The organism is Pseudomonas sp. 58(2021), assembly GCF_017491585.1.
Taxonomy (GTDB): domain Bacteria; phylum Pseudomonadota; class Gammaproteobacteria; order Pseudomonadales; family Pseudomonadaceae; genus Aquipseudomonas; species Aquipseudomonas fluorescens_BT.
On record NZ_JAFGYZ010000016.1, the window covers coordinates 124519 to 150986 of the forward strand.

General features: G+C 61.1%; 26 protein-coding genes. 10 read left to right on the top strand and 16 right to left on the bottom strand.

The genetic code is table 11. The annotated features are described in order from the left end of the window. Positions 1-79: 79 nt before the first annotated feature. The 11 genes from J5M72_RS19450 to ffh all read right to left on the bottom strand — a co-directional run bounded on the left by J5M72_RS19450 (position 80) and on the right by ffh (position 10389). Positions 80-1450 carry a transporter substrate-binding domain-containing protein gene (locus tag J5M72_RS19450; RefSeq protein ID WP_207866822.1) on the bottom strand — a complete coding sequence of 457 codons (1371 nt, stop codon included), beginning with the start codon at positions 1448-1450 and terminating at the stop codon, positions 80-82. A gap of 119 nt (positions 1451-1569) precedes the next feature. Further along, positions 1570-2979, bottom strand: a complete 1410-nt coding sequence (gene thrC, locus J5M72_RS19455) for a threonine synthase (RefSeq protein WP_169429004.1) — start codon at positions 2977-2979, stop codon at positions 1570-1572. Between the two features lie 66 nt (positions 2980-3045). Then, positions 3046-4350, bottom strand: coding sequence for a homoserine dehydrogenase (locus tag J5M72_RS19460; RefSeq protein ID WP_011332618.1), 1305 nt, complete (start codon positions 4348-4350; stop codon positions 3046-3048). Positions 4351-4481: 131 nt separating this feature from the next. Then, a complete protein-coding gene (gene dsbC, locus J5M72_RS19465) occupies positions 4482-5213 on the bottom strand; it encodes a bifunctional protein-disulfide isomerase/oxidoreductase DsbC (RefSeq protein WP_169429003.1) in 732 nt (243 codons plus the stop codon). Positions 5214-5356: 143 nt separating this feature from the next. Then, positions 5357-6253, bottom strand: coding sequence for a site-specific tyrosine recombinase XerD (xerD, locus tag J5M72_RS19470; RefSeq protein ID WP_207866813.1), 897 nt, complete (start codon positions 6251-6253; stop codon positions 5357-5359). Between the two features lie 61 nt (positions 6254-6314). Continuing rightward, entirely contained in the window at positions 6315-6728 is a 414-nt protein-coding gene (locus J5M72_RS19475; protein WP_169429001.1) for an acyl-CoA thioesterase, read from the bottom strand. A gap of 91 nt (positions 6729-6819) precedes the next feature. After that, positions 6820-7170, bottom strand: coding sequence for a 50S ribosomal protein L19 (gene rplS, locus J5M72_RS19480; protein WP_009047143.1), 351 nt, complete (start codon positions 7168-7170; stop codon positions 6820-6822). Between the two features lie 45 nt (positions 7171-7215). Then, positions 7216-7968: a tRNA (guanosine(37)-N1)-methyltransferase TrmD gene (gene trmD / locus J5M72_RS19485; RefSeq protein ID WP_085711645.1), complete on the bottom strand. Its 753-nt coding sequence runs from the start codon at positions 7966-7968 to the stop codon at positions 7216-7218. A gap of 2 nt (positions 7969-7970) precedes the next feature. Next, positions 7971-8507 (bottom strand): ribosome maturation factor RimM, encoded by a 537-nt coding sequence (gene rimM / locus J5M72_RS19490; protein ID WP_085711646.1) that lies wholly within the window; start codon positions 8505-8507, stop codon positions 7971-7973. A gap of 5 nt (positions 8508-8512) precedes the next feature. Then, entirely contained in the window at positions 8513-8764 is a 252-nt protein-coding gene (gene rpsP, locus J5M72_RS19495; RefSeq protein WP_003185073.1) for a 30S ribosomal protein S16, read from the bottom strand. Positions 8765-9012: 248 nt separating this feature from the next. Continuing rightward, on the bottom strand, positions 9013-10389 hold the full coding sequence (ffh, locus tag J5M72_RS19500; RefSeq protein ID WP_169429000.1) for a signal recognition particle protein: 1377 nt from the start codon (positions 10387-10389) through the stop codon (positions 9013-9015). 209 nt (positions 10390-10598) lie between these two features. Between ffh and ccsA the strand changes: the two genes are divergently transcribed. From ccsA to J5M72_RS19515, 3 genes are all read left to right on the top strand, one after another. After that, entirely contained in the window at positions 10599-11411 is an 813-nt protein-coding gene (gene ccsA / locus J5M72_RS19505; RefSeq protein ID WP_169428999.1) for a cytochrome c biogenesis protein CcsA, read from the top strand. 12 nt (positions 11412-11423) lie between these two features. Further along, positions 11424-12665, top strand: coding sequence for a transporter associated domain-containing protein (locus J5M72_RS19510; protein ID WP_207866814.1), 1242 nt, complete (start codon positions 11424-11426; stop codon positions 12663-12665). Positions 12666-12899: 234 nt separating this feature from the next. Beyond that, complete coding sequence (locus J5M72_RS19515) at positions 12900-14216, top strand: MFS transporter (RefSeq protein ID WP_207866815.1); 1317 nt, start codon at positions 12900-12902, stop codon at positions 14214-14216. A 47-nt stretch (positions 14217-14263) separates the two neighbouring features. On the opposite strand, the gene purT is transcribed toward J5M72_RS19515, so the two are convergent. The 5 genes from purT to J5M72_RS19540 all read right to left on the bottom strand — a co-directional run bounded on the left by purT (position 14264) and on the right by J5M72_RS19540 (position 17461). Next, entirely contained in the window at positions 14264-15445 is a 1182-nt protein-coding gene (gene purT, locus J5M72_RS19520; protein WP_207866816.1) for a formate-dependent phosphoribosylglycinamide formyltransferase, read from the bottom strand. 100 nt (positions 15446-15545) lie between these two features. Beyond that, on the bottom strand, positions 15546-16013 hold the full coding sequence (locus tag J5M72_RS19525; protein WP_169428996.1) for a preQ0 transporter: 468 nt from the start codon (positions 16011-16013) through the stop codon (positions 15546-15548). 64 nt (positions 16014-16077) lie between these two features. Next, the gene (locus J5M72_RS19530) at positions 16078-16293 is read right to left on the bottom strand and encodes a DUF1289 domain-containing protein (protein WP_169428995.1); all 216 of its coding nucleotides are present in this window, start codon (positions 16291-16293) and stop codon (positions 16078-16080) included. Continuing rightward, a complete protein-coding gene (locus tag J5M72_RS19535; protein WP_007954617.1) occupies positions 16290-16814 on the bottom strand; it encodes a gamma carbonic anhydrase family protein in 525 nt (174 codons plus the stop codon). The genes J5M72_RS19530 and J5M72_RS19535 overlap by 4 nt, the downstream gene beginning before the upstream one ends. Before the next feature lie 47 nt (positions 16815-16861). Further along, complete coding sequence (locus tag J5M72_RS19540; protein WP_207866817.1) at positions 16862-17461, bottom strand: CoA pyrophosphatase; 600 nt, start codon at positions 17459-17461, stop codon at positions 16862-16864. Positions 17462-17608: 147 nt separating this feature from the next. Here J5M72_RS19540 and J5M72_RS19545 point away from each other — a divergent pair, with 147 nt between their 5' ends. From J5M72_RS19545 to nagE, 7 genes are all read left to right on the top strand, one after another. Then, entirely contained in the window at positions 17609-18160 is a 552-nt protein-coding gene (locus J5M72_RS19545) for an NUDIX hydrolase (protein WP_169428993.1), read from the top strand. Between the two features lie 101 nt (positions 18161-18261). Continuing rightward, positions 18262-18777 (top strand): L,D-transpeptidase family protein, encoded by a 516-nt coding sequence (locus J5M72_RS19550; RefSeq protein WP_169428992.1) that lies wholly within the window; start codon positions 18262-18264, stop codon positions 18775-18777. Positions 18778-19098: 321 nt separating this feature from the next. After that, a complete protein-coding gene (locus J5M72_RS19555; protein WP_169428991.1) occupies positions 19099-19839 on the top strand; it encodes a GntR family transcriptional regulator in 741 nt (246 codons plus the stop codon). A gap of 30 nt (positions 19840-19869) precedes the next feature. Further along, positions 19870-20976 (top strand): N-acetylglucosamine-6-phosphate deacetylase, encoded by a 1107-nt coding sequence (nagA, locus tag J5M72_RS19560; protein WP_207866818.1) that lies wholly within the window; start codon positions 19870-19872, stop codon positions 20974-20976. Further along, on the top strand, positions 20969-21979 hold the full coding sequence (locus J5M72_RS19565; RefSeq protein ID WP_207866823.1) for an SIS domain-containing protein: 1011 nt from the start codon (positions 20969-20971) through the stop codon (positions 21977-21979). The genes nagA and J5M72_RS19565 overlap by 8 nt, the downstream gene beginning before the upstream one ends. 36 nt (positions 21980-22015) lie before the next feature. After that, positions 22016-24529: a phosphoenolpyruvate--protein phosphotransferase gene (gene ptsP / locus J5M72_RS19570; protein WP_207866819.1), complete on the top strand. Its 2514-nt coding sequence runs from the start codon at positions 22016-22018 to the stop codon at positions 24527-24529. 23 nt (positions 24530-24552) lie between these two features. After that, a complete protein-coding gene (nagE, locus tag J5M72_RS19575; protein ID WP_207866820.1) occupies positions 24553-26268 on the top strand; it encodes an N-acetylglucosamine-specific PTS transporter subunit IIBC in 1716 nt (571 codons plus the stop codon). Positions 26269-26468 lie beyond the last annotated feature (200 nt).

Consider the following 26468-nt stretch of genomic DNA (forward strand, 5'->3'; position numbering starts at 1 on the left):
AGTGGCCTGTCACTCTAGGGCAGTCGTCCTAAGCCTCCCATCAGAAAAGGAATCGCGGCTTATAGGACTTTTCCCATCTTCAATGCAGACATCGACACCCGCTCTCTTTCCGCCGCTGGGTGATGTCCGTCCAGCCTCCGAGCAGGCCACGCAACTTTCCATCGGCGCTGTAAAACGGCACCGTCCACTGATAGATCTGACGAGGCCCGCCCTTGAACAACAGCTGCCGCTTGCTGAAGCGCGTTTTACGGGTGCCCAGCTGCGCCATGAATTCGTCGTGCAGCATCAATGCGGTGGCCTGTGGAAGCGCATCGAACTCGAACAGCATCCGGCCCTTCACCTGCTCCTGCCGGACTGACAGCGCATCTTCATAACTGCGGTTGCACATGATCAACCGGCCCTGCAGATCACGAACGAACACGGGGTCAGGCATCGCATCGATCAATGCATGTTGAAAGGCCAGTTGATCACCCAGATCCTGCTCGACCGCGCGTCGCTGTTTTATTTCAGCCGCCAGCCGGCGGTTCCACAGCAAGGGCAATAGTCCGAACAAGCCGAGCCCGCCCATCGCCCAGCACCCCCACTTGATCAGGAGCGAGCCGATCGAAGGTGCCGGCGCAGGAGAAACGCCATCCAGCCATTTCAAGCGCATGGCACGCAGCTCTGCCGCGGAGAAAGCGCCCAATGCCTTATTGAGGATGGTCACCAGCTCAGGCAGCCCTTTGCGTACCGCCAGATGATCGGCCTCCCACTTGCCCTCCACGAGCCCCCCGACCCTGAGCAGGCCGGAGGGAAACAGCTGAGCGCCGATCTCGTTCTCGATGGTGGCGTAGGCCTCGCCACTCTCGACCAGCGCCCGCGCCTCGGCATAGGTCTTGACCGAACGGATCTGGATCAAAGGGTAGTCACGTCGAATGCTGTCCTCCAGCGCGTGGCGGGCCGGCAACACCAGCACCCGCCTGGCAAGCGCTTCGAGCGACTGTATCGCCGGTTCGCCCGAATGACCGACGAACACCCAGCCGGCACCGCCGAACGCGTGACTGAAATCCAGAAACGCCTTGCGTTCTTCGTTCATTGCCAGCGTCGTGCTGATGTCGGCCTCGCCACTCTGGAGCCGTTCCAGCATGTGATCGGTGGAAAACGACTCCTGATGGACGAACTGCAGTCCGGTCATGGCGCTGATGTGTTTGAGCACATCGTTGTTCAAACCGCTCCACTGGCCATGTTCGTCCTGAAACAGATACAACGGGTATTGCACCGACGCGACGGTCACCCGGGGATTATCCCGAATCCACTGACGCTCACGCTCATCCAGCTCGATGAGCTGAACCGTCTCCACCGCATCGGCATGCTTCGCCAGATGGGCTGCTTCGGTCCATTGCGACAACCCGAAGCCCCCCAATAAAAACAACCAGCACAGGGCTGGTTTCAATCCTGAAAAAAACCGCATTGCCACATCCTTCGTCATCGACTCGCCCGTCCTTCGTGGGCGAAACGCGCGCAGTGTGGCATGCAAAAACAAGAAAGCCCGTCAGGAGACGGGCTTCAAAATGTGACAGCTTTGCGAGCTTAAAGAGGCTTGCCGCGGTTGCCATGCTGGCTGACAAAGGCCTGCACGGCTTTGAGCTCGTTCGGCAGCACAGTGCAGCGCTCTTCTCTCTCAAACAAATCAGAAAGATGTGCAGGTAGTTCGAGAGCTTTTCCTACACCGGCTTTCTCCACTGCGTCCGGGAACTTGACCGGATGCGCCGTGCCCAGAATCACCATCGGGATGTCCAGGCTGCGGCGGCATTCGCGGGCGGCTTTCACGCCGATGGCGGTGTGTGGATCCAGCACCTCACCGGTCTGCTCGTAGACTTCGGCGATGGTTTCGCAGGTTTGCGCATCGTCGACGGCCAGCGAATCGAACAGCTTGCGTGCTTCGGTCCAGCGTTCCTGTTCGACGCTGAAACCGCCGCCCTGTTTGAACGAATCCATCAGACCGGCAATCGCCGCGCCGTTGCGACCGTGCAGGTCGAACAGCAGGCGTTCGAAGTTGGACGAGACCATGATGTCCATCGATGGCGACAGCGTGGCGTGCAAGGTTTCCTTGACGTACTGGTTGCCGCTCATGAAGCGGTGCAGGATGTCGTTGCGGTTGGTGGCGACAATCAGTTGATTGATCGGCAGGCCCATGTTGCGCGCCAGGTAGCCGGCGAAGATATCGCCGAAGTTGCCGGTCGGCACAGAGAACGACACCGAACGCGCCGGGCCACCCAATTGCAGGGCTGCGTGGAAGTAGTAAACGATCTGCGCCATGATCCGCGCCCAGTTGATCGAGTTCACTGCAACCAGACGGGTGCCCTTGAGGAAGCTCTGGTCGGCGAAGCTGGCCTTGACCATTTCCTGGCAGTCGTCGAAATTACCTTCAATGGCAATGTTGTGGATGTTCTCACCGACAATGGTGGTCATCTGCCGACGCTGCACTTCGGACACACGGTTGTGCGGGTGCAGGATGAAGATGTCGACGTTTTCGCAGTGCTTGCAGCCTTCGATGGCGGCCGAACCGGTATCACCGGAGGTGGCACCGACGATCACCACGCGCTCGCCGCGCTTTTCCAGCACGTAGTCGAGCAGACGGCCGAGCAGTTGCAGGGCAAAGTCCTTGAACGCCAGGGTCGGGCCGTGGAACAGCTCCAGCACCCATTCGTTGCCGTTCAGCTGACGCAGCGGCGCAACGGCGTTGTGCGAAAACACACCGTAGGTCTCTTCAAGAATCTTTTTGAAATCGGCGTCAGGAATGCTGCCGGTGACGAACGGGCGCATGACGCGAAAAGCCAGCTCGTGATACGGCAGGCCGGCCCAGGAAGCGATTTCTTCCTGGGTGAAACGTGGCAGGTTTTCCGGGACGTACAGACCGCCGTCGGTGGCGAGACCGGCCAGCAGGACGTCTTCGAAATTCAGGGCCGGTGCCTGGCCGCGGGTACTGATGTAACGCATGACTGACTCCAATGGACAGTGTTCACGACACCGGCCCCGCTGGCGGGGCCGGTGAAGGAGATCGGCTTAGTTCAAGTGCTCGACGCGGATCCGCACAACCGGACCGACCACACCCGCCAGCGCTTCGAGGGCGGCGATCGCATCGTTGATGTGCTGTTCCAGCACGCGGTGGGTCAGCAGGATCATCGGCACCAGGCCGTCGTGTTCCTCGACTTCCTTCTGCATGATCGACTCGATGTTGATGCCGCGCTCCGAGAGGATGCTCGCCACCTGAGCGAGTACGCCCGGGTGGTCCTTGGCCTGAATGCGCAGGTAGTAGGCGCTTTCGCAGGCTTCGATCGGCAGAATCGGATGGGCCGACAGCGAGTCCGGCTGGAAGGCCAGGTGCGGCACGCGGTTTTCCGGATCGCTGGTCATGGCGCGAACCACGTCCACCAGATCGGCGATCACCGACGAAGCGGTCGGCTCCATGCCGGCGCCAGCGCCGTAGAACAGGGTCGAACCGGCAGCGTCACCGTTGACCATCACCGCGTTCATCACGCCGTTGACGTTGGCGATCAGACGATCGGCAGGGATCAGCGTCGGGTGTACGCGCAACTCGATGCCGGCCGCCGTGCTGCGTGCCACGCCCAGGTGCTTGATGCGGTAACCCAGCGCTTCGGCATAGTTCACGTCGGCGGTAGTCAGCTTGGTGATGCCTTCGGTGTAGGCCTTGTCGAACTGCAGCGGGACACCGAATGCGATGGACGCCAGGATTGTCAGCTTGTGCGCGGCGTCGATGCCTTCGACATCGAAGGTCGGATCGGCTTCGGCGTAGCCCAGCGCTTGCGCCTCGGCCAATACGTCCTCGAAGGTGCGACCCTTCTCGCGCATTTCGGTGAGGATGAAGTTGCCGGTGCCGTTGATGATGCCGGCGACCCAGTTGATACGGTTGGCAGACAGGCCTTCACGGATCGCCTTGATCACCGGAATGCCGCCGGCTACCGCCGCTTCGAATGCCACGATCACGCCTTTCTCGCGGGCCTTGGCGAAAATTTCATTACCGTGAACGGCAATCAGAGCCTTGTTCGCGGTGACCACATGCTTGCCATTCTCGATGGCCTTGAGTACCAGCTCGCGGGCAACGGTGTAGCCACCCATCAGCTCTATGACGATGTCGATCTCAGGGTTCGTGGCCACTTCGAAGACATCGTTGGTAATCGCAATACCGGTCGTCTGGAACTGAGGCTTTGGCGTGCGCATGGCAATTTGTGCCACTTCGATTCCACGCCCGGCACGACGAGCAATTTCCTCGGCGTTACGCTGAAGTACGTTGAAGGTACCGCCACCGACGGTCCCTAACCCACAGATGCCTACTTTGACCGGTTTCACTGTGAACTCCCCATAAAACGGCCGACGCGAGGCCGGCCGTGAAAACAACCGCGCAATCGCGGCTCTCTATTGATGGCCCGGCCATGTTGCCGCCGGGCCACGCTCGTCACGCCTGCGCGTGACGATGCGAATTACTTCGCGCCCAGCGCCAGTTTGGCGACTTGTGGCGCAGGCTGGTAGCCCGGAATGACTTGTCCGTCAGCCAAAACGATGGCCGGCGTGCCGTTCACGCCAATCGACTGACCGAGGGCGAACTGCCTGGAAACCGGGTTATCGCACTTGGCGGCCTTGATTTCCTTGCCATCGACCATTTTGTCCATGGCGGCTTTCTTGTCTTTCGAGCACCACACGGCTTGCAGCTGTTCGTCACCCGGCGAGCCCAGCCCCTGACGCGGGAACGCCACGTAACGCACTTCGATGCCGCGCTTGTTCAGCTCCGGCACTTCGGCGTGCAACTTGTGGCAATACGGGCACGTGGTGTCGGTGAATACGGTGATGTGCGACTTGGTTTCACCCACGGCCGGATAGACGACGGTCTCGGCGACCGGAATCCCGTTGATCAGTTTGGAAATGCCCAGTCGTTCGGTTTTCTCGGTCAGGTTGACCGGTTTGCCGTCCTTGAGCTGGAACATGTTGCCCTGAACGATGTACTGGCCATCGGCGCTGGCGTAGAGCACACGACTGCCCTTGAGCTTGACTTCGTAAAGGCCCGGCAGCGGGCTGGCGGTGATGGTGTCCACCGGAACGTCGAGCTGGAGGTTTTCCAGGCTCTGGCGGATGGCTTTGTCAGCCGCATCATCGGCGACGGCAAAGGTGCTGACCAACGCAATGGCTGCGGCGGCGAAAATCTGGGTCAGACGCATGAGAACTCCTGAAGGCGGACAAATGGAACGATCAGAACGCCCGTGCCGGAACACCGGGTCATAACCGTCCATCGTGCAAACCGGCAAAGCCTACCACATAAGGCTCGCGTGACCGAATGCGCCTGTCGCAAGACAGAATGCGCTCAGCCTCGCGGGTGATGTTTGGCATGCAGATCCTGCAACCGCGCCCGGGCGACGTGAGTGTAGATCTGTGTGGTCGACAGGTCGCTGTGACCCAGCAACATCTGCACCACCCGCAAGTCGGCGCCATGGTTGAGCAGGTGTGTGGCAAACGCGTGACGCAGAGTATGCGGCGACAGCGACTTGCCGATCCCGGCGACCTTGGCCTGATGCTTGATGCGGTGCCAGAAGGTCTGGCGAGTCATCTGTTCGCCGCGCTGGCTGGGAAACAACACATCGCTGGGGCGCCCGCCGAGCAGCTCGCCGCGGCCATCGCGCAGGTAACGCTCAACCCAGACAATCGCTTCCTCACCCATCGGCACCAGCCGTTCCTTGCTGCCCTTGCCCATCACCCGCAACACGCCCTGACGCAGGTTGACCTGCTCCAGGGTCAGGCTGACCAGCTCGGTCACGCGCAGGCCGCAGGCATAAAGGACTTCGAGCATGGCGCGGTCACGCTGGCCGATGGCTTCACTCAGGTCTGGAGCCTTGAGCAACGCTTCGACGTCGGCTTCCGAAAGGGATTTGGGCAATGGCCGACCGAGTTGCGGCATATCCACGCGCAAGGTCGGATCGACCGAAATCAGTTTTTCCCGCAACAGGTAGCGATAAAAGCCACGCACACCGGAGAGGAATCGCGCGGTGGAACGGGGTTTGTAGTTTTGTTCCAGACGCCAGGCCAGGTGATCGAGGATCAACTCACGACCGGCGTTGATCAGCTCGAGATTTTTCTCCTGCAGCCAGCCGTTGAACAATGCGAGATCACTGCGATAGGCGTCGCGAGTATTGTCGGAAAGACCTTTTTCCAACCATAAGGCGTCGAGAAACTGGTCAATCAGCGGGTGGTCGATGGCGGACATAAAAGCTCAGGCAAGACAGGGAGGCGGACAGTCTTTCATAGCCCGCCCACTCACGAAACCGTCAGGCGGCAAAACCTGGCAACACCGGCACCGGGCGCTTGTCGTCATCAATCGCGACGAAGCTGAACTGCCCGTGAATCGCCTTTTCGCGACCATCGCAGCTCATGCTTTCAACAAAGACCTCCACCTCAACCTTGAGGCTGGTATTACCGACTTTAATCACTCGACCGACCAGTTCGACGATGGAACCGGCAGCAATCGCGTGATTGAAGTCGATGCGATCGGTCGACACCGTCACCAGCGGCAAACGGCAAAACCGTGTGGCGGTGATGAAGGACACTTCGTCCATCCAGGCCAGCGCAGTGCCGCCGAACAGGGTGTTGTGGTGGTTGGTCGTCGGCGGGAAAACAGCCTTGGTCACGCGGGTCACCGAGAGTTCGGTACGGCGTTCGATTTCTTGCTCGCGAGATGTCATGGGTACGGCCTGAAGCAATCGTGCAGTGGATAAATGGCGGACAACAAAAAAGCAGCCCGTAGGCTGCTTTTTTCTGCATCGGAAGCTGGACTTAAGCCAGTTTTTCCTTGATGCGAGCTGCTTTACCCGACAGGTCACGCAGGTAGTACAGCTTGGCTTTACGTACGTCACCGCGACGTTTGACAGCCATGCTGTCGATCTGCGGGGAGTAGGTCTGGAAAGTACGTTCTACGCCAACACCGTTGGAGATTTTACGAACGGTGAACGCACTGTTCACGCCGCGGTTACGCTTGGCGATTACAACGCCTTCGAACGCTTGCAGACGGGAACGATCGCCTTCCTTCACTTTCACCTGAACGACAATGGTGTCGCCTGGGGCAAAGGCAGGGATTTCTTTGGTCATCTGCTCGGCTTCGAGTGCAAGGATGATTTTGTTGGTCATGCTGTGCTCCTAAGGTAAATCGTCTGATCTACCATCGATACGTTGTTAACTATCGTCCCGCTCGCGGATGTATTCCTCGAGCAGCTTCTTCTCTTCTCCAGAAAGCGAGCGGCTTTCCAGAAGATCGGCGCGTCGTTCATAGGTCCGACCAAGGGACTGCTGTAAACGCCAACGCCGGATGTGTGCGTGATTGCCACTTAGCAATACGTCGGGAACACGCTGATCCGCATACACCTCCGGTCGGGTGTAGTGCGGGCAATCCAGCAAACCATCCGTAAAGGAATCTTCCTCCGCGGAGTCCGCATGCCCTAAAGCTCCGGGCAGCAGTCGTGTAACCGCATCTATCAGGACCATCGCCGGCAGCTCGCCGCCAGACAGGACATAGTCCCCAATCGACCACTCTTCATCGACATGAGCATCAATAAATCGCTCGTCAATGCCTTCATAGCGACCGGCAATCAGGATCAATGCATCCGATTTCGCCAGTTCGCGTACCGCCGACTGAGTCAGTTGACGGCCTTGGGGGGACAGGTAAATCACCTTCGCCGCCTCCCCGGCTGCTGCCTTGGCCTGAACCAGAGCATCTTCCAGGGGCTTGATCTTCATCACCATGCCCGGACCACCGCCAAACGGGCGATCGTCCACAGTGTGATGCCGATCCGTCGTGTAATCCCGCGGATTCCAACAGGTCAGCTGCAAGAGCCCCTGTTTGACCGCTCGACTGGTGATGCCGTAGTCGCCGATGGCGGAAAACATCTCGGGAAACAAACTGATCACTTCTACGCGCAAGTTAGCCACGCTTAGAAGTCCGCGTCCCAATCCACCTTCATCTCGCCCGCTGCGAGGTCGACTGCCAACACGCATTGCTCCGTATAGGGCAACAGGCGTTCGCGATCATCCAGGCTGCCAGCGCAAGGCTTGACTACCATTACATCATTGGCGCCGGTTTCCAGAAGATGATCGATTTTCCCGAGCAGTTGCCCAAGCGTATCGATGACCTTCAGACCTTCCAGCTGGTACCAGTAGTACTCGCCTTCGGTCAATTCAGCGAACAGGCTGCGCGGCACGCAGATCTCGTAACCGGCCAGAAGACGAGCTTCTTCACGATCATCAAGACCCTTGAGCTTTGCGACCAGGAACTTGTCGCTCCCGCGTCCACTGACCAGCTCGACCTGTTTGACATTGCCTTCGCGCTTTAGCGTCCAGGTTTTGTACTGCAACAGGTTTTCAGTCGGATCAGTAAAGGAATAAACCTTCACTTCGCCGCGAACGCCGTGAACAGAATAAATTTTGCCAATAACGATCAAATCATCGGCAACAGCAGGCGTCGCGTTCATATTGCTCAGGCCGCAGCCTTAGCCGATTCCTTCAGCAACTGAGCAACACGCTCAGATGGCTGTGCACCAACGCTCAGCCAGTAGGCTACGCGCTCTTGGTTCACGGACAGACGAATTTCCTGACCACGGGCAACAGGGTTGAAGAAACCAACCTGTTCTTTGTGGGAACCGTCACGCGGGTTGCGGGAGTCGGTTACGGTCAGGTGGTAAAACGGGCGCTTTTTGGAGCCGCCAAGGGCAAGACGGATTGTTAGCATGTGAACATCGTTCCTGTAGTCGGTGCTGCAAATCTAAATGCACAGCGGGCATGGGTGCCCGAAAGGCCGCATATTCTAAGGAATATCCGGACTTTTGCAAATGACTTTTTCCGGCGCCTATGGCATGCCGTGCTGATTTGCGGTAGAGCCGTCAATGAAAACGGCCTGTCAGCTCCCGCCGAATGCGGGTTTGCTGTGAATCCCGCCTCCATGCGGGACTGCGCCGGTACGACGACCGGCGAGTTCTTTTACAGTTTCGGCATGCCGCCGCCGGGCAACATTCCGCCCATGCCGCGCATCATTTTCGCCATTCCGCCCTTGGCGGAGAACTTCTTCATCATTTTCTGCATCTGCTTGTGCTGCTTGATCAAGCGACCGATGTCCTGCACCTGGGTGCCGGAACCCATGGCAATCCGACGCTTGCGCGAACCGCTGATCAGCTCAGGGTCGCGGCGCTCGGCCGGGGTCATGGAGTTGATGATGGCTTCCATCTGCTTGAACTGCTTTTCTGCCGCGCTCTGGGCGTTGCCCATCTGCGACAGGTTGACGCCGCCGATGCTCGGCAGCTTGTCCATGAGCCCGCCGAGGCCGCCCATGTTCTTCATCTGTTGCAGCTGATCGCGGAAGTCTTCGAGGTCGAAGCCCTTGCCCTTCTTCAGCTTCTTGGCCAGTTTGTCGGCCTTGTCCTTGTCGAGGGTCGCTTCAGCCTGCTCGATCAGGCTGAGCACGTCGCCCATGCCGAGGATCCGCGAGGCGATCCGCTCAGGATGGAACGGATCGAGCGCTTCGCTCTTCTCGCCCATACCAATGAACTTGATCGGCTTGCCGGTGATCGCGCGAACGGACAGTGCAGCACCGCCACGGGCATCACCGTCGACCTTGGTCAGGATCACGCCGGTCAGCGGCAGTGCATCGCCGAAGGCCTTGGCCGTGTTGGCGGCGTCCTGACCGGTCATGGCATCGACCACGAACAGGGTTTCGACCGGGTTGATCGCGGCGTGCAGCGCCTTGATCTCGCCCATCATCTCTTCGTCGATGTGCAGACGACCGGCGGTATCGACGATGACCACGTCGATGAATTTCAGTTTTGCTTCTTTAATAGCCGCATTGGCGATGTCGACCGGCTTCTGGCTCAGGTCGGACGGGAAAAACGTCACGCCAATGTCGTTGGCCAGAGTTTCCAGCTGTTTGATAGCGGCAGGACGATAGATGTCCGCCGACACCACCATGACCGACTTCTTCTTGCGCTCTTTAAGGAAGCGCGCCAGTTTGCCGGCGGTGGTGGTTTTACCGGCACCCTGCAGACCGGCCATCAGGATGACGGCAGGCGGCACGGCACTCAGGTTCAAGTCTTCGTTGGCCGCGCCCATCAGGCTTTCGAGTTCGGCCTGGACGATCTTCACGAACGCCTGGCCCGGCGTCAGGCTGCGCGACACCTCGGTGCCGACAGCGCGTTCCTTGACCGAGCTGACGAAGTCCTTGACCACCGGCAGGGCGACATCGGCCTCAAGCAACGCCATGCGCACTTCGCGCAAGGTGTCTTTAATGTTGTCTTCGGTCAGTTTCGCCTTGCCGGTGACATGGCGCAGCGTCTGCGAGAGACGGTCGGTTAAGTTTTCAAACATTGCGCGATCCTTTCAGGCCCTGTGTAGACCGGGATAATGGCGGCCCGGACCGGAATCAACATGTACTCGGCGAGCCTGCGGCGTGGGCAGGTCGCGGATTATAGCGAAGACTGCGTCTGGCGGACACCTCGCTGTCAGCTTGCCGGTCTTTCGTGCGACGACTGTTCTATGCCAAACTCAGCCCCTTTCGGGCTTGCCTAACAGGATTTATGCTCCCCTTGTCACCGAGTTTGCTGACCACCCTCGCCGCCGCCCTTCTCTATGCCGCTGCGACCCTCTATCAGGGCACCCGCCTGGCCACCGGCGCCAAGGCCAACAAGCGCCTGCTGGTCTCGCTTGGCGTCCTCGCCGTGCTGGCCCACAGCGCCAGCCTGCTCACTCATCTGTTGACGCCGATCGGTCTGGGCCTGGACTTCTTCAGTGCTTCGAGCCTGATTGCCGCGGCAGTCATCGCCCTGACCCTGCTGGCCTGCTCGCGGATCCCGGTGGAAAACCTGCTGGTCCTGCTGTTCCCGCTGGGGGCGGTCACGGTGTTGCTGGCGCAGTTCGCGCCGACCGGTACCGTGCAAATCATCGACGAAGAGCCGGGCATCCTCGCGCATATCCTGCTGTCGATTCTTGCCTACGGCATGTTCACCATCGCCGTGTTCCAGGCCTTGCTGCTGCTGGTGCAGGATCACCAGCTCAAGAACAAGCACCCGTCCGGGCTGATCAAGAACTTTCCGCCGCTGCAGACCATGGAAAGCCTGTTGTTCGGTTTCCTGTGGGCCGGCTGGACACTGCTGTCGCTGTCGCTGATTTCCGGCTGGCTGTTCGTCGAGAACCTGTTTGCCCAGCATCTTGTGCACAAAACTCTGCTGGCCTGCCTGGCCTGGGTCGTGTTCAGCGTGCTGTTGTGGGGCCGCAATCGCCTCGGCTGGCGCGGCCACAAGGCGATCCGCTGGACCCTCGCCGGTTTCTGCCTGCTGATGTTGGCGTATTTCGGCAGCAAACTGGTCCGTGAATACATTCTGCACATCTGACGGGCGGCATAAATGGACGGTTTGCCCATAGGGCCGATGCTCGCGGTATTTGTCCTGCTGATTCTCTGGTCGGGGTTGTTTACCGCCGTGGAAGTTGCGCAACAGCATCTGCTGGCACAACGTACTGCTTCGCGTGCGAGCGACAAACCGCTGGCGAAGCTCGGTTTCCCCCTCGACAGCCTGATCCTGTGCAACACCCTGTGTCGCGCCCTCGCCGTGGTACTTGCCACGCTGCTGGCGATTTTCCTTTGTGAAGAGAACGGCCCCTGGGCAGCCACTCTGGGCGCCGGCGCCGTATTGCTGGTGTTTGCCGACTACTTCCCGCGCACTCTCGCACAACGCTATCCGGATGCCGTGCTGTCATTCGGCAACACGTTGCTGGCAGTACCGCTGAAAGTGATCTATCCGCTTGCATGGCTGTTCAGCGGCATCAGCAGCTTGCTGATGCGCCCACTGGTGCGCAAGCCTCAGGTCGTGCAGCAGAGCGAAGACGACGTCCCGCCTGAGCGCCATGACGACCCGGAACATCCGTCTCGACCGCACCCGGTTTCCGGCATCCACGCGCTGGACAACATCACGGTCAACGACATCCTGGTGCCCCGCAGTGACGTCGACGGCATCAATCTCGATGACCCCATCGAAGAAATCATTGAGCAGTTGCGCCACAACAAGCGCACCCGCCTACCGGTCTTCCACAGTGACATCAACCAGGTCGAGGCTGTCCTCAACACTCGGCAATTCCGTCATTTGCTGGACGATCACAGCCTGACCCGGGAAGCGCTGCTGGCCGCCAGCTACGAGCCGTATTTCGTACCGGAAAGCACTCCGCTGCAACTGCAACTGCTGAATTTCCACAAGCAACAGCGGCGTCTGGGCATGGTGGTGGATGAGTACGGCGAAGTGCTGGGGATCGTCACGCTGGAAGACATTCTCGAAGAGATCGTCGGTGAATTCGAAAGCGAGCACAGCCTCGACAATCCGCACATCCACCCGCAGGCCGATGGACGCATGGTGATCGACGGCGCCGCCTCGATCCGCGAGCTGAACAAATGCCTGGGCTGGCACCTGCCCAGCGATGGCCCCAGGACCCTCAATGGCCTGGTGACCGAAGCGCTGGAAACCATTCCGGAAAGCGCGGTCTGCCTGAAGATCGGGCGTTATCGCCTGGAGATTCTGGAAACGGAGGAGAACCGCGTGAGCAAAGTGCTCATCTGGCACACCAGCTCGGCACCGGCGCTCGCACCTGCCCGCTAGTTCTCCGCTTGTTCAATCGTTAGCCACCTTCCTATAATCAAGGCGCTTACCCAAGCCCCGCCGCCCCCGTGCTTACCCCGCACCTGACAGGTTCCGGCCGGTTCATTGCCGTTTTACGCAGCACACCGACGACTGTTCCTACCTGAAACAGCGCTCGCGCCCTATCCCACATCCCCGGGTAGTCGACCATAATAATTCGCTCCAATGGAGCTCATGACTGTCAGGGATCACCGCATGACGACCAGTACCGCTTACCGCGACACCGCGCCTGCCCAACCGGCCAACTCTGCCACCCGGGTGGCCACGGCGAGCTTCATCGGCACGGCTATCGAGTTTTATGACTTCTACGTCTACGCCACTGCCGCAGCACTGGTGATCGGGCCCGTGTTCTTTCCGCAGACATCCGGCACCGCACAGATGCTCTCGGCATTCCTCACCTTCGGCATCGCCTTTCTCGCCCGTCCACTGGGTTCCGCGCTGTTCGGCCACTTCGGCGACCGCATCGGGCGCAAGTCGACTCTCGTGGCCTCGCTGTTGCTGATGGGCGTCTGCACCACGCTGATCGGCGTACTGCCGGGTTACGACAGCATTGGGGCGTGGGCGCCGATCCTGCTGTGTGTGCTGCGCTTCGGTCAGGGTCTCGGATTGGGCGGTGAATGGGGCGGCGCGGCGCTGCTGGCCACCGAAAACGCGCCGAAAGGCAAACGGGCATGGTTCGGCATGTTCCCGCAGCTCGGTCCTTCGATCGGCTTTCTGGCGGCCAACGGCCTGTTCCTGACCCTCGCCATGACCCTTGATGATGAACAGTTTCGCAGTTGGGGCTGGCGGATTCCGTTCTTGCTCAGTGCGGTGCTGGTGATGGTCGGGCTGTACGTGCGCCTCAAGCTTCACGAAACCCCGGTGTTCGCCAACGCCATCGCCCGTCAGGAGCGGGTGAAAGTACCGCTGGTCGAGCTGTTCAGCCAGTACTGGGCACCGACGCTCTTGGGCGCAGCCGCCATGGTGGTTTGCTACGCACTGTTCTATATCTCGACCGTGTTTTCCCTGAGCTACGGCGTGTCGACGCTGGGCTACAGCCGCGAGACATTCCTCGGACTGCTGTGTTTCGCGGTGTTGTTCATGGCGGCCGCCACGCCATTGTCGGCCTGGGCCAGTGATCGTTACGGGCGCAAACCCGTATTGATCGTCGGCGGTGTACTGGCGATTCTTTCCGGTTTTCTGATGGAGCCGTTGCTGACGCAGGGGTCGACCTGGGGCGTGGCGCTGTTCCTGTGCATCGAGCTGTTCCTGATGGGGGTGACGTTCGCCCCGATGGGCGCGCTCCTGCCGGAACTGTTTCCGACGCACGTCCGTTATACCGGTGCATCGGCGGCCTACAACCTCGGCGGGATTGTCGGGGCCTCGGCGGCGCCGTTTTTCGCGCAGAAGCTGGTGGCGATGGGTGGTTTGAGTTACGTCGGCGGGTATGTGTCTGCGGCCGCGGTGCTCAGCTTGATCGCTGTGCTGTGCCTGAAGGAAACGCGCAATAACGATTTGAATCAGGTGTCGTAAAGGCACTGATCGCTCCCGCCCGACGCGGGAGCGATCAGCTTGCGAGGTTACAGCTCTACAACGACCGCCTGAGAAGCACGGGTCGCCTTGGCGCGAGCCGCTTCAATCGACTCGTCACGCGCCAGGGCCACGCCCATGCGACGCTGGCCGTTGACCTCAGGCTTGCCGAACAGGCGCAGCGCGGTATCCGGTTCGCTCAGTGCTGCGCCGAGGTTGGCGAATGCCGTCTGGGTCGACTGACCTTCTACCAGAATCACCGCCGAAGCCGATGGACCGAACTGACGGATCAGCGGCACTGGCAAGCCAAGGATTGCCCGGGCGTGCAGGGCGAACTGTGACAGGTCCTGGGAAATCAGGGTCACCAGACCGGTGTCATGCGGACGCGGCGACACTTCGCTGAACCATACCTGGTCGCCCTTGATGAACAGCTCGACGCCGAACAGACCACGGCCGCCCAACGCCTCGGTCACCGCTTTGGCAACGCGCTCGGACTCAGCCAGAGCAATCGGGCTCATGGCCTGTGGCTGCCAGGACTCCTGGTAGTCGCCCTTCTCCTGGCGGTGGCCGACCGGAGCACAGAACGTGGTACCGCCGATATGTCGAACGGTCAGCAGAGTGATTTCGTAGTCGAAATCGATGAAGCCCTCGATGATTACCCGGCCTTTACCGGCGCGACCGCCCTCTTGGGCGTAATCCCAGGCTTTCTGCACGTCATCGACGCTGCGCAGCAGGCTCTGGCCCTTGCCAGACGAACTCATCACCGGTTTGACGACGCACGGGAAGCCCAAGTCCTGAACGGCTTTGCTGTAATCCTCGAAGGTGTCGGCGAAGTGGTACGGCGAAGTCGGCAGATCCAGCTCTTCGGCGGCCAGGCGACGGATGCCTTCGCGGTTCATGGTCAGTTGCGCGGCGCGAGCGGTCGGGATCACGGTGAAGCCTTCGGCTTCCAGCTCCACCAGGGTGGCAGTGGCGATGGCTTCGATTTCCGGCACGATGAAATGCGGTTTCTCGGCTTCGATCACTGCACGCAGGGCGGCGCCGTCGAGCATGTTGATCACGTGGCTGCGATGAGCAACCTGCATGGCCGGCGCATTGGCGTAACGGTCAACGGCGATCACTTCAACGCCCAGGCGTTGCAGCTCGATCACCACTTCCTTGCCCAACTCACCACAGCCACACAGCAATACGCGGGTCGCGGTCGGCGACAATGGAGTTCCGATACGGGTCATCTCAGGTCCTCAAAGAAGCGGATCATCGAGGAAAGCAACGCCAGACGCGCTTTCCATGGGGAGAAAACGCGGCATTTTACATGAACCTGAGGGTTTGGCTTCAGCCGGCGACAGCCTGTTTGCGCTCGCGCCAGGTCATGATCAGCCAGACAGCGGTGACACCGGCAAACTTCGAGGCCAGGGCAGTGATGAGCACTGGCGGCGTCAGCAGGTCGATCATGCCGAAGAAAATGAAGGTGTCGAGGGGAATGCTCAGCGCCGAGCTGATCCACAACCGGTCGCGCAGCGGGCGCTTGGTGATGGTGAACACCAGCCAGTCAATGCACTCGGAGACCGCGAACGCCGTGGCACTGGCCAACGCAATCGACGGATCGGACGTGACATAGGACAGCACCAGCGCCGCCAGCATCGCCACAATCGCGCCGTGGCCGAAACGGATCTGCACCATGTCGCGCAGCACGAACACCAACCCGCCCCAGGCCGACCAGATGATGTCCAGGTGGGGCGCGGTGGAGAAGGCGAAGTTGATCAGCACGACGCTGCTGATGTAGGCGATGAGGAAGAGCATGGGCGTGACCTGTCAATTTGGCGCACAGGTTACTTCAGCCCTTCGATGACGCCAATCAAATCGGTTATTGCCCTGGCGTTTTGCCGATCATCCAGACCAGCCCGCTGGCCTTCGCCCGCTCATGACAGAGCCCGAGCACCACGCGCCGCTCGTCGTTGGTCATGCGGCTCCAGCGAGTGATCTCCTCGACCGTACGCTGGCAACCGGTGCAAATGTCATCCTCGTCCAGCGCACAAATGCTCACGCACGGCGAAGCGACGGGTCTTTCGGGGGGCGTCATTCTTCCTGCTCAACCAGATCGCGCGCATAGCGCTGGGAGTTATGCACATAGTGCGCGGCGCTGGCTTCGAGCATCTTCTTCTGCGGCTCGGTCAGTTCGCGCACCACCTTGCCCGGAGAGCCCATCACCAGCGAACCATCGGGAATTTCCTTGCCTTCGCCGATCAGCGAGTTGGCACCGATGATGCAGTTTTTGCCGATCTTCGCGCCATTGAGGATGACGGCGTTGATGCCGATCAGACTGTAGTCGCCGACCGTGCAGCCGTGGAGCATGGCGTTGTGGCCGATGGTCACGCCAGTGCCGATGGTCAGCGGATAGCCCATGTCGGTGTGCATCACCGTGCCGTCCTGGACGTTGCTGTTCTTGCCGATCAGGATCAATTCGTTGTCGCCGCGCAGCACGGCGTTGAACCAGACGTTGGCGCCCTCCTCCAGCTTGACCTTGCCCACCAGTACGGCATTGGGGGCGACCCAGCTCTGCGGATGGGTTTCGACGCGGGCGTCGCCCAAGCGGTATTTCATCTTGTTTTCCTCAGGGCTCACGATGGCTGGCCATTCGAGCGATGGCTTCAGGTATTGATAAAGCTTTTGGGCGGCTGGTGCAGGCTGATTCTGGCGTCATAGAGCAGGTTGATCAACTCGACGATCATGATCGCCGTCAGCCCCCAGATCTTGTATTCGCCGTAACGATAGCTCGGCACGTACCAACTGCGACCCTGATAGTCGATGCGGTGGGTGTGTTCGCGCGGATCCTTGCGGAAGAATTCCAGCGGCACGCTGAACACCGCTGCGATCTCGGCATCGTTGGCCAGGTATTCGACGAAATCGGGAATCACCCCGACATACGGCGTGACCTTGATGCCATGCAGGGAGATCAGCGGACTGAGCGGGCCAATCACTTCGACCAGGCCGGGCGGCAGGCCGATTTCCTCTTCGGCTTCACGCAGGGCGGTGAAGATCAGATCGGGGTCTTCCGGGTCTCGTCTGCCACCGGGAAAGGCGACTTCGCCACCGTGGGTCGAGAGCCCGCTGGCGCGCAAGGTCAGGACAAGCTCCGGTTCGTCACTGCGAGTAATCGGCACCAGGACGGCGGCCTCGGGGAAACGCGTGTCGGTCTCCAGCGTGCGCGGCGTGTGATTGCTTACCCGGTGCAGTAGCTCGTCCAGCATAAGTGTTCTCGATCTGTGCCTTACCCTGCATCATGCACCAATCATTGCGACCGCCCAAGCCCCGGACAGGCGTCATGTCGCGAAACGACAACTTGCCGACAGCCACCGCTGCACGCCAAGATAGGCGCAGCATTCAGGAACCCCAGCATGAAATTTTGCAGCCAGTGCGGCAACCCGGTGACCCAGCGCATTCCCGAAGGCGATTCGCGGCTGCGATTTGTCTGCGACAGCTGTCAGACCATTCACTACCAGAACCCCAATATCGTGGCCGGGTGTGTGGCGACCTGGGGCAGCAAGGTTCTGCTCTGCCGCCGCGCCATCGAACCGCGCCTCGGCTACTGGACCCTGCCCGCCGGCTTCATGGAGAACGGCGAGACCATCGAGCAGGCCGCCATCCGCGAAACCGCCGAGGAAGCCTGCGCCCGGGTGCGCAACCTGAGCATCTACACCCTGATCGATGTGCCACATATCAGTCAGGTGCATGTGTTCTTCCGCGCCGAGCTTGCAGACCTGGATTTTGCCGCCGGCCCCGAGAGCCTCGAAGTACAACTGTTCGACGAAGCGCAGATTCCATGGAACGAGCTGGCTTTCCGCACGGTGGGGCGTACCTTAGAATGCTTCTTCGCTGACCGCCGTGCCGAGGTCTACCCGGTTCGCTCCGAGTCGACTCCGCCGCTCGCCAAGCCAGTCATCACTTGATCTCGCCGGCGCCCGGCCGATACACAAAGCGCGGGGCTGCAACAGCGTCTGCATGACATCTATAAATAAAGTATCGGCTTCATTCCTGGGGAATCGTTTCAATGCGCTGGTTGCTTGCCCTGTTCTGCCTGTCGTTCGTTTCGGTATCGCAAGCGTCTTTCGTGACCACCGTGACGCCCTCCAATACACCATTGATCGAAAAAGTACTGGTGCTCAAATCGGCTCATCAACTGCAGTTGATCGCCGACGGCAAGCCAATCAAGACCTATCGCATTTCTCTGGGCAAGGGCGCAAAGAAAGGTCCGAAACTGATTGAAGGCGACAAACGCACACCTGAAGGCTTCTATTGGATCGACTGGCGCAAGACCAGCGACAAATTCAATCTGTCGATGCACATTTCCTACCCGAACATTTCCGACTCCGCCCGCGCCCGCCGGGAAGGCGTCGAACCTGGCGGGATGATCATGATCCACGGCACGCCGGATTCGGAAGAAACGCCTGAAGACCTGTTCCACACACTGGACTGGACTGATGGCTGTGTCGCCATGCGCAATGTCGACATGCGCGAAGTGTGGAACCTGGTGCCGGACGGCACGATGGTCGAAATCCGCCCGTGATTCTGTAACCTGGTCACCTGCTCTCTCGTGGCCGCGACGCGGCCCTTTCCCCTGACCACTGGTCGCCCGCAAAAAATAAATGAAAAAGATCGCAGCCTGCGACAACGTCTGAACGGTGATACCACTTTCACCAGCCAGAACTGCCGCAGACTGCGATCTTTTGCTTTCCAGAGCCCATCTCTAATACCACTTGAAACCACCCGCCCTCAAACACCCGATTCCAAAGGACTACAGGACTTTCCGCTGCGTTGACATGGTATGCAAGTGGTATTAGTTTTCGCCCGACAACCGAGCGACAACAATCCTATATCAGCGCCGGAAATGCCTTACATGAACGACCTCCACGCCCTACGTCCCGACGACTCCCAGCCGACGCCGCTGTACCTGCAACTGGCGCGCAATCTGGAAGCGGCGATCCACGCCGGCCAGTGGAAAGCCGAACAGGCGATGCCGTCGGAGCGCAATCTCAGCGAAATGCTGGGGATTTCCCGAGTCACCGCGCGCAAGGCACTGGAGGTTCTGCTCGATCAAGGTTTGATTCGCCGCCTGCAAGGTTCCGGCACCTTCATCACCCCACGCCTTGAACAACCGCTGTCGCGCCTGTCGGGTTTCAGCGAAATGCTCCGTCTCAAGGGCTTCGTGCCCAGCTCGCAATGGCTTGAGCGGGAAATCACCCTGCCAACCCACGAAGAACTGATTCGCCTCGGTCTGTCGCCGAACGACAAGGTTGCGCGCATGAAACGCCTGCGCAAAGCCGACGACACGGTGATGGCCATCGAGATGAGCACCCTGCCCGCCTCGATCATGCCCAAGCCACAAGTGGTGGGCGATTCCCTCTACGAACACCTCGACAGCATCGGTAAACCGATCGTGCGCGCCTTGCAGCACATTCAAGCCATCAACGCCTCGGACGAGTTTGCCGCGCTGGTCGGCATCGCCCCCGGCACCGCGATGCTGCTGATGACCCGGGTCGGCTACCTGGAAGACAACACGCCGATCGAAGTCACCGACACCTATTGCCGCAACGACTACTACGACTTTGTTGCAGAGCTTCGCCGCTGATCAGCAGCCAGGCCAAACGAGAGAAGCGAAATGTCCGAAGACAACATCCTCACCGCTGACGGCTGGGTTCGCGGCCGGCTGATCCACGAACACGGCAGGGTCGTGTCCATCGAAGGCGTGCCGTGCGATCCGGCGGATAACGACCTGCCTTACCTGCTGCCGGGTTTCATCGACCTGCACGTTCACGGCGGTGGCGGCAAAGACATCATGGAAGGCGCCAGCGCCTTCGAGACCATCACCAAGACCCACGTGCGCTTCGGCACCACCTCGCTGCTGGCCACCACCATGACCGCGCCGAGTGCCGAGATTGCCAGCGTGCTCAAGGATGTCGGCGAGTTCTGCGAGCAGCGTCCGAAAGGCGCCGCCCGAGTTCTCGGGGTTCACCTCGAAGGCCCGTACATCAATCCCGGCAAACTCGGCGCCCAGCCGAACTTCGCCCACACCGCGCTGATGGCCGAAGTCGAAGACTATCTGGCACTGGCGCCGATCCGGGTGATCACCATCGCCCCGGAAATCGCCGGCCACGATGGCTTGATTCGTGAACTGAGCCGCCGTGGCATCCGCATGCAGATCGGCCACACCCTCGGCAGTTACGAGGAAGGCGTCGCCGCCCTCGAAGCCGGCGCCACCAGTTTCACCCATTTGTACAACGCCATGAGCCCGCTGCATCACCGCGAGCCGGGCATCGTCGGCGCGGCGCTGGCCCACGCCAAATTCGCCGAGCTGATCCCGGATCTGCTGCACGTGCACCCCGGCGCGATCCGCGTGGCCCTGCGCTCGATTCCGTGCCTGTACTGCGTCACCGACTCGACCGCCGCCGCCGGCATGCCCGATGGCGAGTACAAGCTCGGCAGCCACACCGTCACCAAATGCCTGGGCGGCGTGCGCCTGCCGGACGGCACGCTGGCCGGCAGCACCCTGACCATGGATCAGGCTTTGCGCAATCTGGTGAAGATCGGCCTGCCGATCGCCGAGGCCTCACAACGTCTTTCGCAATTCCCCGCCGACTACCTCGGCATCACCGAACGCGGGCGCCTGCAACCCGGCGCCTGGGCCGACTGCGTGCGGCTGGATCGCTCACTCACACTGACCGCCGTCATGGTCGAAGGAGAAGACATTGACTTCAAAAATGCTTGAGGAGGCGCTGTCCTCGTTCGAGGCCGTGCAAGCCCAACTGCAACAGCTCGATGGCTCGATGATCGAGATCGCCGGGCGCCTGCGCCGTCAGCCGCCACAAGTGGCGATGACCGTTGCCCGTGGCAGCTCCGATCATGCGGCGAGCTACTTCGCCTACCTGACCATGCAGCAACTGGGCATTCCGGTGGCGTCGCTGCCGATGTCGGTGGTGACCATGCAACAGGCGCCGCTGAAGGTCAGCGGTCAGGTCGCGTTCGCGTTTTCCCAGTCGGGCCAGAGCCCGGACCTGGTCAACAGCCTGCGCCTGCTGCGCAAACGCGGCGCCTTGAGCGTGTCGATGGTCAACGCCGCCGATTCGCCGCTGGAAGCCGCGTGCGAATTCAGCCTGCCATTGCTGGCCGGTACCGAAAGCAGCGTCGCCGCGACCAAGAGTTTCATCGCCACCCTCAGCGCCAGCGCCCGTCTCATCGCCCACTGGAAAGAAGACAGCGAATTGCTGGAAGCGCATAACGCCCTGCCTGAAGGCTTGCGTGATGCTGCGAAACAGGACTGGAGCCCGGCCATCGACGCCCTGCGCAATTGCGAGCGGCTGATGGTGATCGGCCGTGGCGCCGGTTTTGCCATCGCCCAGGAAGCCGCGCTGAAATTCAAGGAAACCTCGGCGATCCAGGCCGAAGCGTTCAGCAGCGCCGAAGTCCGTCACGGCCCCATGGCGCTGATCGACGAAAACTACCCTTTGCTGGTGTTCGCCCCGCGCGGCGCCGAGCAGGCCGGTCTGCTGAGCCTGGCGGCGGAAATGCGTCAGCGTGGTGCCCGTGTATTGCTGGCGGCGCCGGACGATGTGCTCGAACGCGACCTGACCCTGAACCGTGCCGAACACCCGGCTCTCGACCCGATCCTGGCGATCCAGAGTTTCTACGTGATGGCCGCCAACCTGGCCGTGGCCCGTGGCATGGACCCGGATCAGCCGCGCCACCTGAGCAAAGTCACCCGTACGCACTGAGTGCGAACCGAACGTTTTTCCTGATGAGACCGAGCCATGCACAACAACAATAAAGAGCTGACTTTAAGCGCCCCGCTCAGCGGCCCGGTGCTCACGCTCGCCAAAGTCCCGGACGCGGTGTTCGCCAGCGGCGCCATGGGCGACGGCATTGCCATCGATCCGCTGAACGACACGTTGTACTCGCCCTGCGCCGGTGTGGTGATCCACGTCGCCCGCACCGGGCATGCACTGACCGTGCGCGCCGACAACGGCGCCGAGTTGTTGCTGCACCTGGGCCTGGACACGGTGGAGTTGCAGGGTGAAGGCTTCTCGATGCTGGTCAAGGAAGGCGCGCGGGTCAGCAATGGCCAGCCGCTGCTGCGCTATGACCTGGACAAGGTCGGCCGCCAGTGCAAAAGCCTAGTCAGCCTGCTGATCCTGACCAACAGCCAGGATTTCCAGGCGCGCCCCATCACCCTGAAAACGGTGAAGGTCGGCGAGCCGCTGCTGCACATCGTCGCTCGTCACAATGCCGCGGCTAATACAGAAGAACTCGGCGGCCCGCAAGTTCACGGTCACGTGCAGGTCGCCCATCGCGGCGGCCTGCATGCACGCCCGGCGGCGTTGATCCGCCAGACCGCGCAAGGGTTCAAGAGCCAGTCTCAGCTGCATTTCGCCGGCAAGTCGGCGCCGTGCAACAGCCTCATCGGTTTGATGGGCCTGGCGATTGGCGAACAGGACGAAGTGCAGGTCAGTTGCCAGGGTCCGGACGCACAGGCTGCGTTGCAGGCCTTGCTCACTGCACTGGCCACCGCCCTGCCGGAGGATCATCACGCCGCCGCACCGATTGCTGCCGCCCCACGCAATCGTCCGGTCGAGGCTGGCGTGTTGTACGGTGTTTGCGCCGCACCGGGTCTGGTGGGCGGGCCGCTGTTTCGCTTGAACGCGATCAACCTGCCGGCGGACGCTGGCAATCATCAGCCCGAACAACAATTGCAGATCCTCGACACGGCGCTGAATCAGGTTCGCAGCGAAATCGACGGCACCCTCGCCCAAGCGAAAAAACAGCGCAATGCCGACGAAGAAGCGATCTTTGCCGCGCACCTGGCCTTGCTGGAGGACCCGGCCCTGCTCGACGCCGCCCGGCAAACGATTGAAGCGGGTACGGCGGCGACTCACGCCTGGAGCCAGTCCATCGATGCGCAATGCGAAGTGCTGCAAAACACCGGCAGCCCGCTGCTGGCCGAGCGCGCCAATGATCTGCGCGACTTGAAACAACGGGTGCTGCGTGCCCTGCTTGGTGAAGCCTGGCATTACGACGTGCCGGCCGGCGCCATCGTCGCCGCTCACGAACTGACGCCCTCGGACCTGCTGCAACTGAGCGCACAAGGCGTCGCCGGCCTGTGCATGGCCGAGGGTGGCGCGACTTCCCACGTAGCGATTCTGGCCCGGGGCAAAGGCCTGCCGTGCATGGTCGCACTGGGCTCGGCGCTGCTCGATCAGGCGCAAGGTCAATCGGTGGTGCTCGATGCCGACGATGGCCGCCTCGAATTGACGCCGAATGCCGAGCGTCTGGCCGAAGTCCGGCAGGCGCAGATCGACCGCCAACAACGACGCAACGCCCAGCAAGCCCAGGCCCATCTGCCGGCGGAAACCCGCAACGGCGTGGCCATCGAAGTGGTCGCCAACGTCGCCTCCAGCCACGAAGCGGCGGATGCATTTGCCAACGGCGCTGACGGCGTCGGCCTGTTGCGCACCGAATTTCTGTTCGTCGATCGCAACACCGCGCCGGATGTCGAAGAGCAACGCGCCGCCTATCAAGCCGTGATCGATGCGATGGGCGACAAGTCGGTGATCATCCGCACCATCGACGTCGGCGGCGACAAACAACTCGATTACCTGCCGCTGCCCGTGGAGGCCAACCCGGTGCTCGGCCTGCGCGGCATTCGCCTGGCCCAGGCCCGCCCGGAAATCCTCGACCAGCAACTGCGCGCCCTGCTGCAGGTCAGCCCGCTGCAGCGCTGCCGGATCCTGCTGCCGATGGTCACCGAAGTGGACGAACTGCTGCACATCCGCCAACGGGTCGATGCGCTGTGCCTGGAACTGGGCATCAGCCAACGTCCGGAAATCGGTGTAATGATCGAAGTCCCGGCCGCCGCGCTACAAGCCGAACAACTGGCCGAGCACGCCGACTTCCTGTCCATCGGTACCAACGACCTGTCGCAATACACCCTGGCCATGGACCGCGACCACGCCGGCCTCGCCGCACGGGTCGATGCCTTGCACCCGGCGCTGCTGCGACTGATCGCCATGACTTGCGAAGGCGCGGCGGTGCATAAACGCTGGGTCGGCGTGTGCGGTGCCCTCGCCTCTGATCCGCTGGCGACGCCGGTGTTGATCGGCCTGGGCGTGACCGAACTGTCGGTGAGCCCGGTACAGATCGGCGAAATCAAGGATCGCGTGCGCCAGCTGCACGAAGCCGAATGCCAACGCCTCGCCCGGGACTTGCTCAAGCTGAGCAGCGCCGCCGCGGTGCGTCATGCCTGTCATCAACATTGGCCTCTGCGCTAACAAAAACAACAAGGACAAACGCCATGTACCAACTCTTTATCGAAGGCCTGCAACGCCTCGGCCGGGCACTGATGCTGCCGATCGCGATCCTGCCGATCGCCGGCCTGCTGCTGCGCCTGGGCGACACCGACCTGCTGAACATCGCGATCATCCACGACGCCGGGCAGGTGATCTTCGCCAACCTGGCGATGATCTTCGCCATCGGCATCGCAGTCGGTTTCGCCAAGGACAACAACGGCACCGCCGGCCTCGCCGGGGTGATCGGTTACCTGGTGATGATCTCCACCCTCAAGGTGCTCGACGCGAGCATCAACATGGGCATGCTCGCCGGGATCGTCAGCGGCCTGATGGCCGGCGCGCTGTACAACCGCTTCAAGGACATCAAGCTGCCGGAGTACCTGGCGTTCTTCGGCGGCCGGCGCTTCGTCCCCATCGTCACCGGTTTCAGCGCGGTCGGCCTGGGCGTACTGTTCGGTTACATCTGGCCGCCGATCCAGCACGGCATCAACAGCTTCGGCACCCTGCTGATGGAAAGCGGCAGCTTCGGCGCGTTCGTCTTCGGCGTGTTCAACCGCCTGCTGATCGTCACCGGCCTGCACCACATCCTCAACAACATGGCGTGGTTCGTGTTCGGCAACTTCACCGACCCGACCACCGGCGCGCTGGTTACGGGCGACCTGTCCCGTTACTTCGCCGGCGACCCGAAAGGCGGCCAGTTCATGACCGGCATGTTCCCGGTCATGATCTTCGGCCTCCCCGCTGCCTGCCTGGCGATGTACCGCAACGCCCTGCCGGAGCGCCGCAAAGTCATGGGCGGGATCTTCCTGTCGATGGCCCTGACCGCGTTCCTCACCGGGGTGACCGAACCGATCGAATTTGCCTTCATGTTCCTCGCACCGCTGCTGTATCTGGTGCATGCGCTGCTGACCGGACTGTCGATGGCAATCACCAACGCATTGAACATCCACCTGGGCTTCACCTTCTCTGGAGGCTTCATCGACATGGTGCTGGGTTGGGGACGTTCCACCAACGGCTGGCTCGTCGTGCCGGTGGGCCTGGCGTATGCCGTCATCTACTACGCGGTGTTCGATTTCTGTATCCGCCGCTTCAACCTGAAAACCCCGGGACGCGAAGACGTCGCCACCGCCGACAAAGCGGTCCTGACCGAAAACGAACGCGCCAGCGCTTACATCAAGGCACTCGGCGGCGCGGAAAATCTGCTCACCGTGGGCGCATGCACTACGCGTCTGCGACTGGAAATGGTCGATCGCAACAAAGCGTCGGATGCCGATTTGAAAGCGCTGGGCGCGATGGCCGTTGTGCGTCCGGGCAAGGGTGGCAGTTTGCAGGTTGTTGTGGGGCCGATGGCCGACAGCATTGCCGATGAGATTCGACTGGCGATGCCCGCATTGGGCCGAGCCGCAGCGACGGCTCCTGTCGCCGTCGTCGAACCCAGCGAACCCGTCGCAGTCACCGCACCGCAAGCTCAACAATGGTTGAGCGCTCTGGGCGGCAGCGACAATGTGCTGCAACTCGACTGCATCGCCATGAGCCGGATTCGCCTGCAACTGGCCGATGGCAAGGCGCTCTCGGAAAGCCGGTTGAAAGAGCTTGGATGTCTGGGTGTGAGCGCGCTGGAAGATGGCGTGTGGCACTTGCTGGTGGGGGATCGGGCGCAGAGTCTGAGTGTGGCGCTGGAGGGGTTGGTTAATCGGAGTGAGGTGAGTGCCAAGGTTTAGGGTGACCTCTGAATCGATGGGTGGGGGGGATTCGATGCATCTTTGTACGGTCGCAGAATTCCCCTCACCCTAACCCTCTCCCTGTATGTACCGGAGACATGGTGAACACATGTTCGGAGACATGGTGGACGGTTTTTAGATCCTCTTACCTGCCGTAACAATCTGCAAGTTCAAGTCGATTCGGGCGATACGATGTCTAC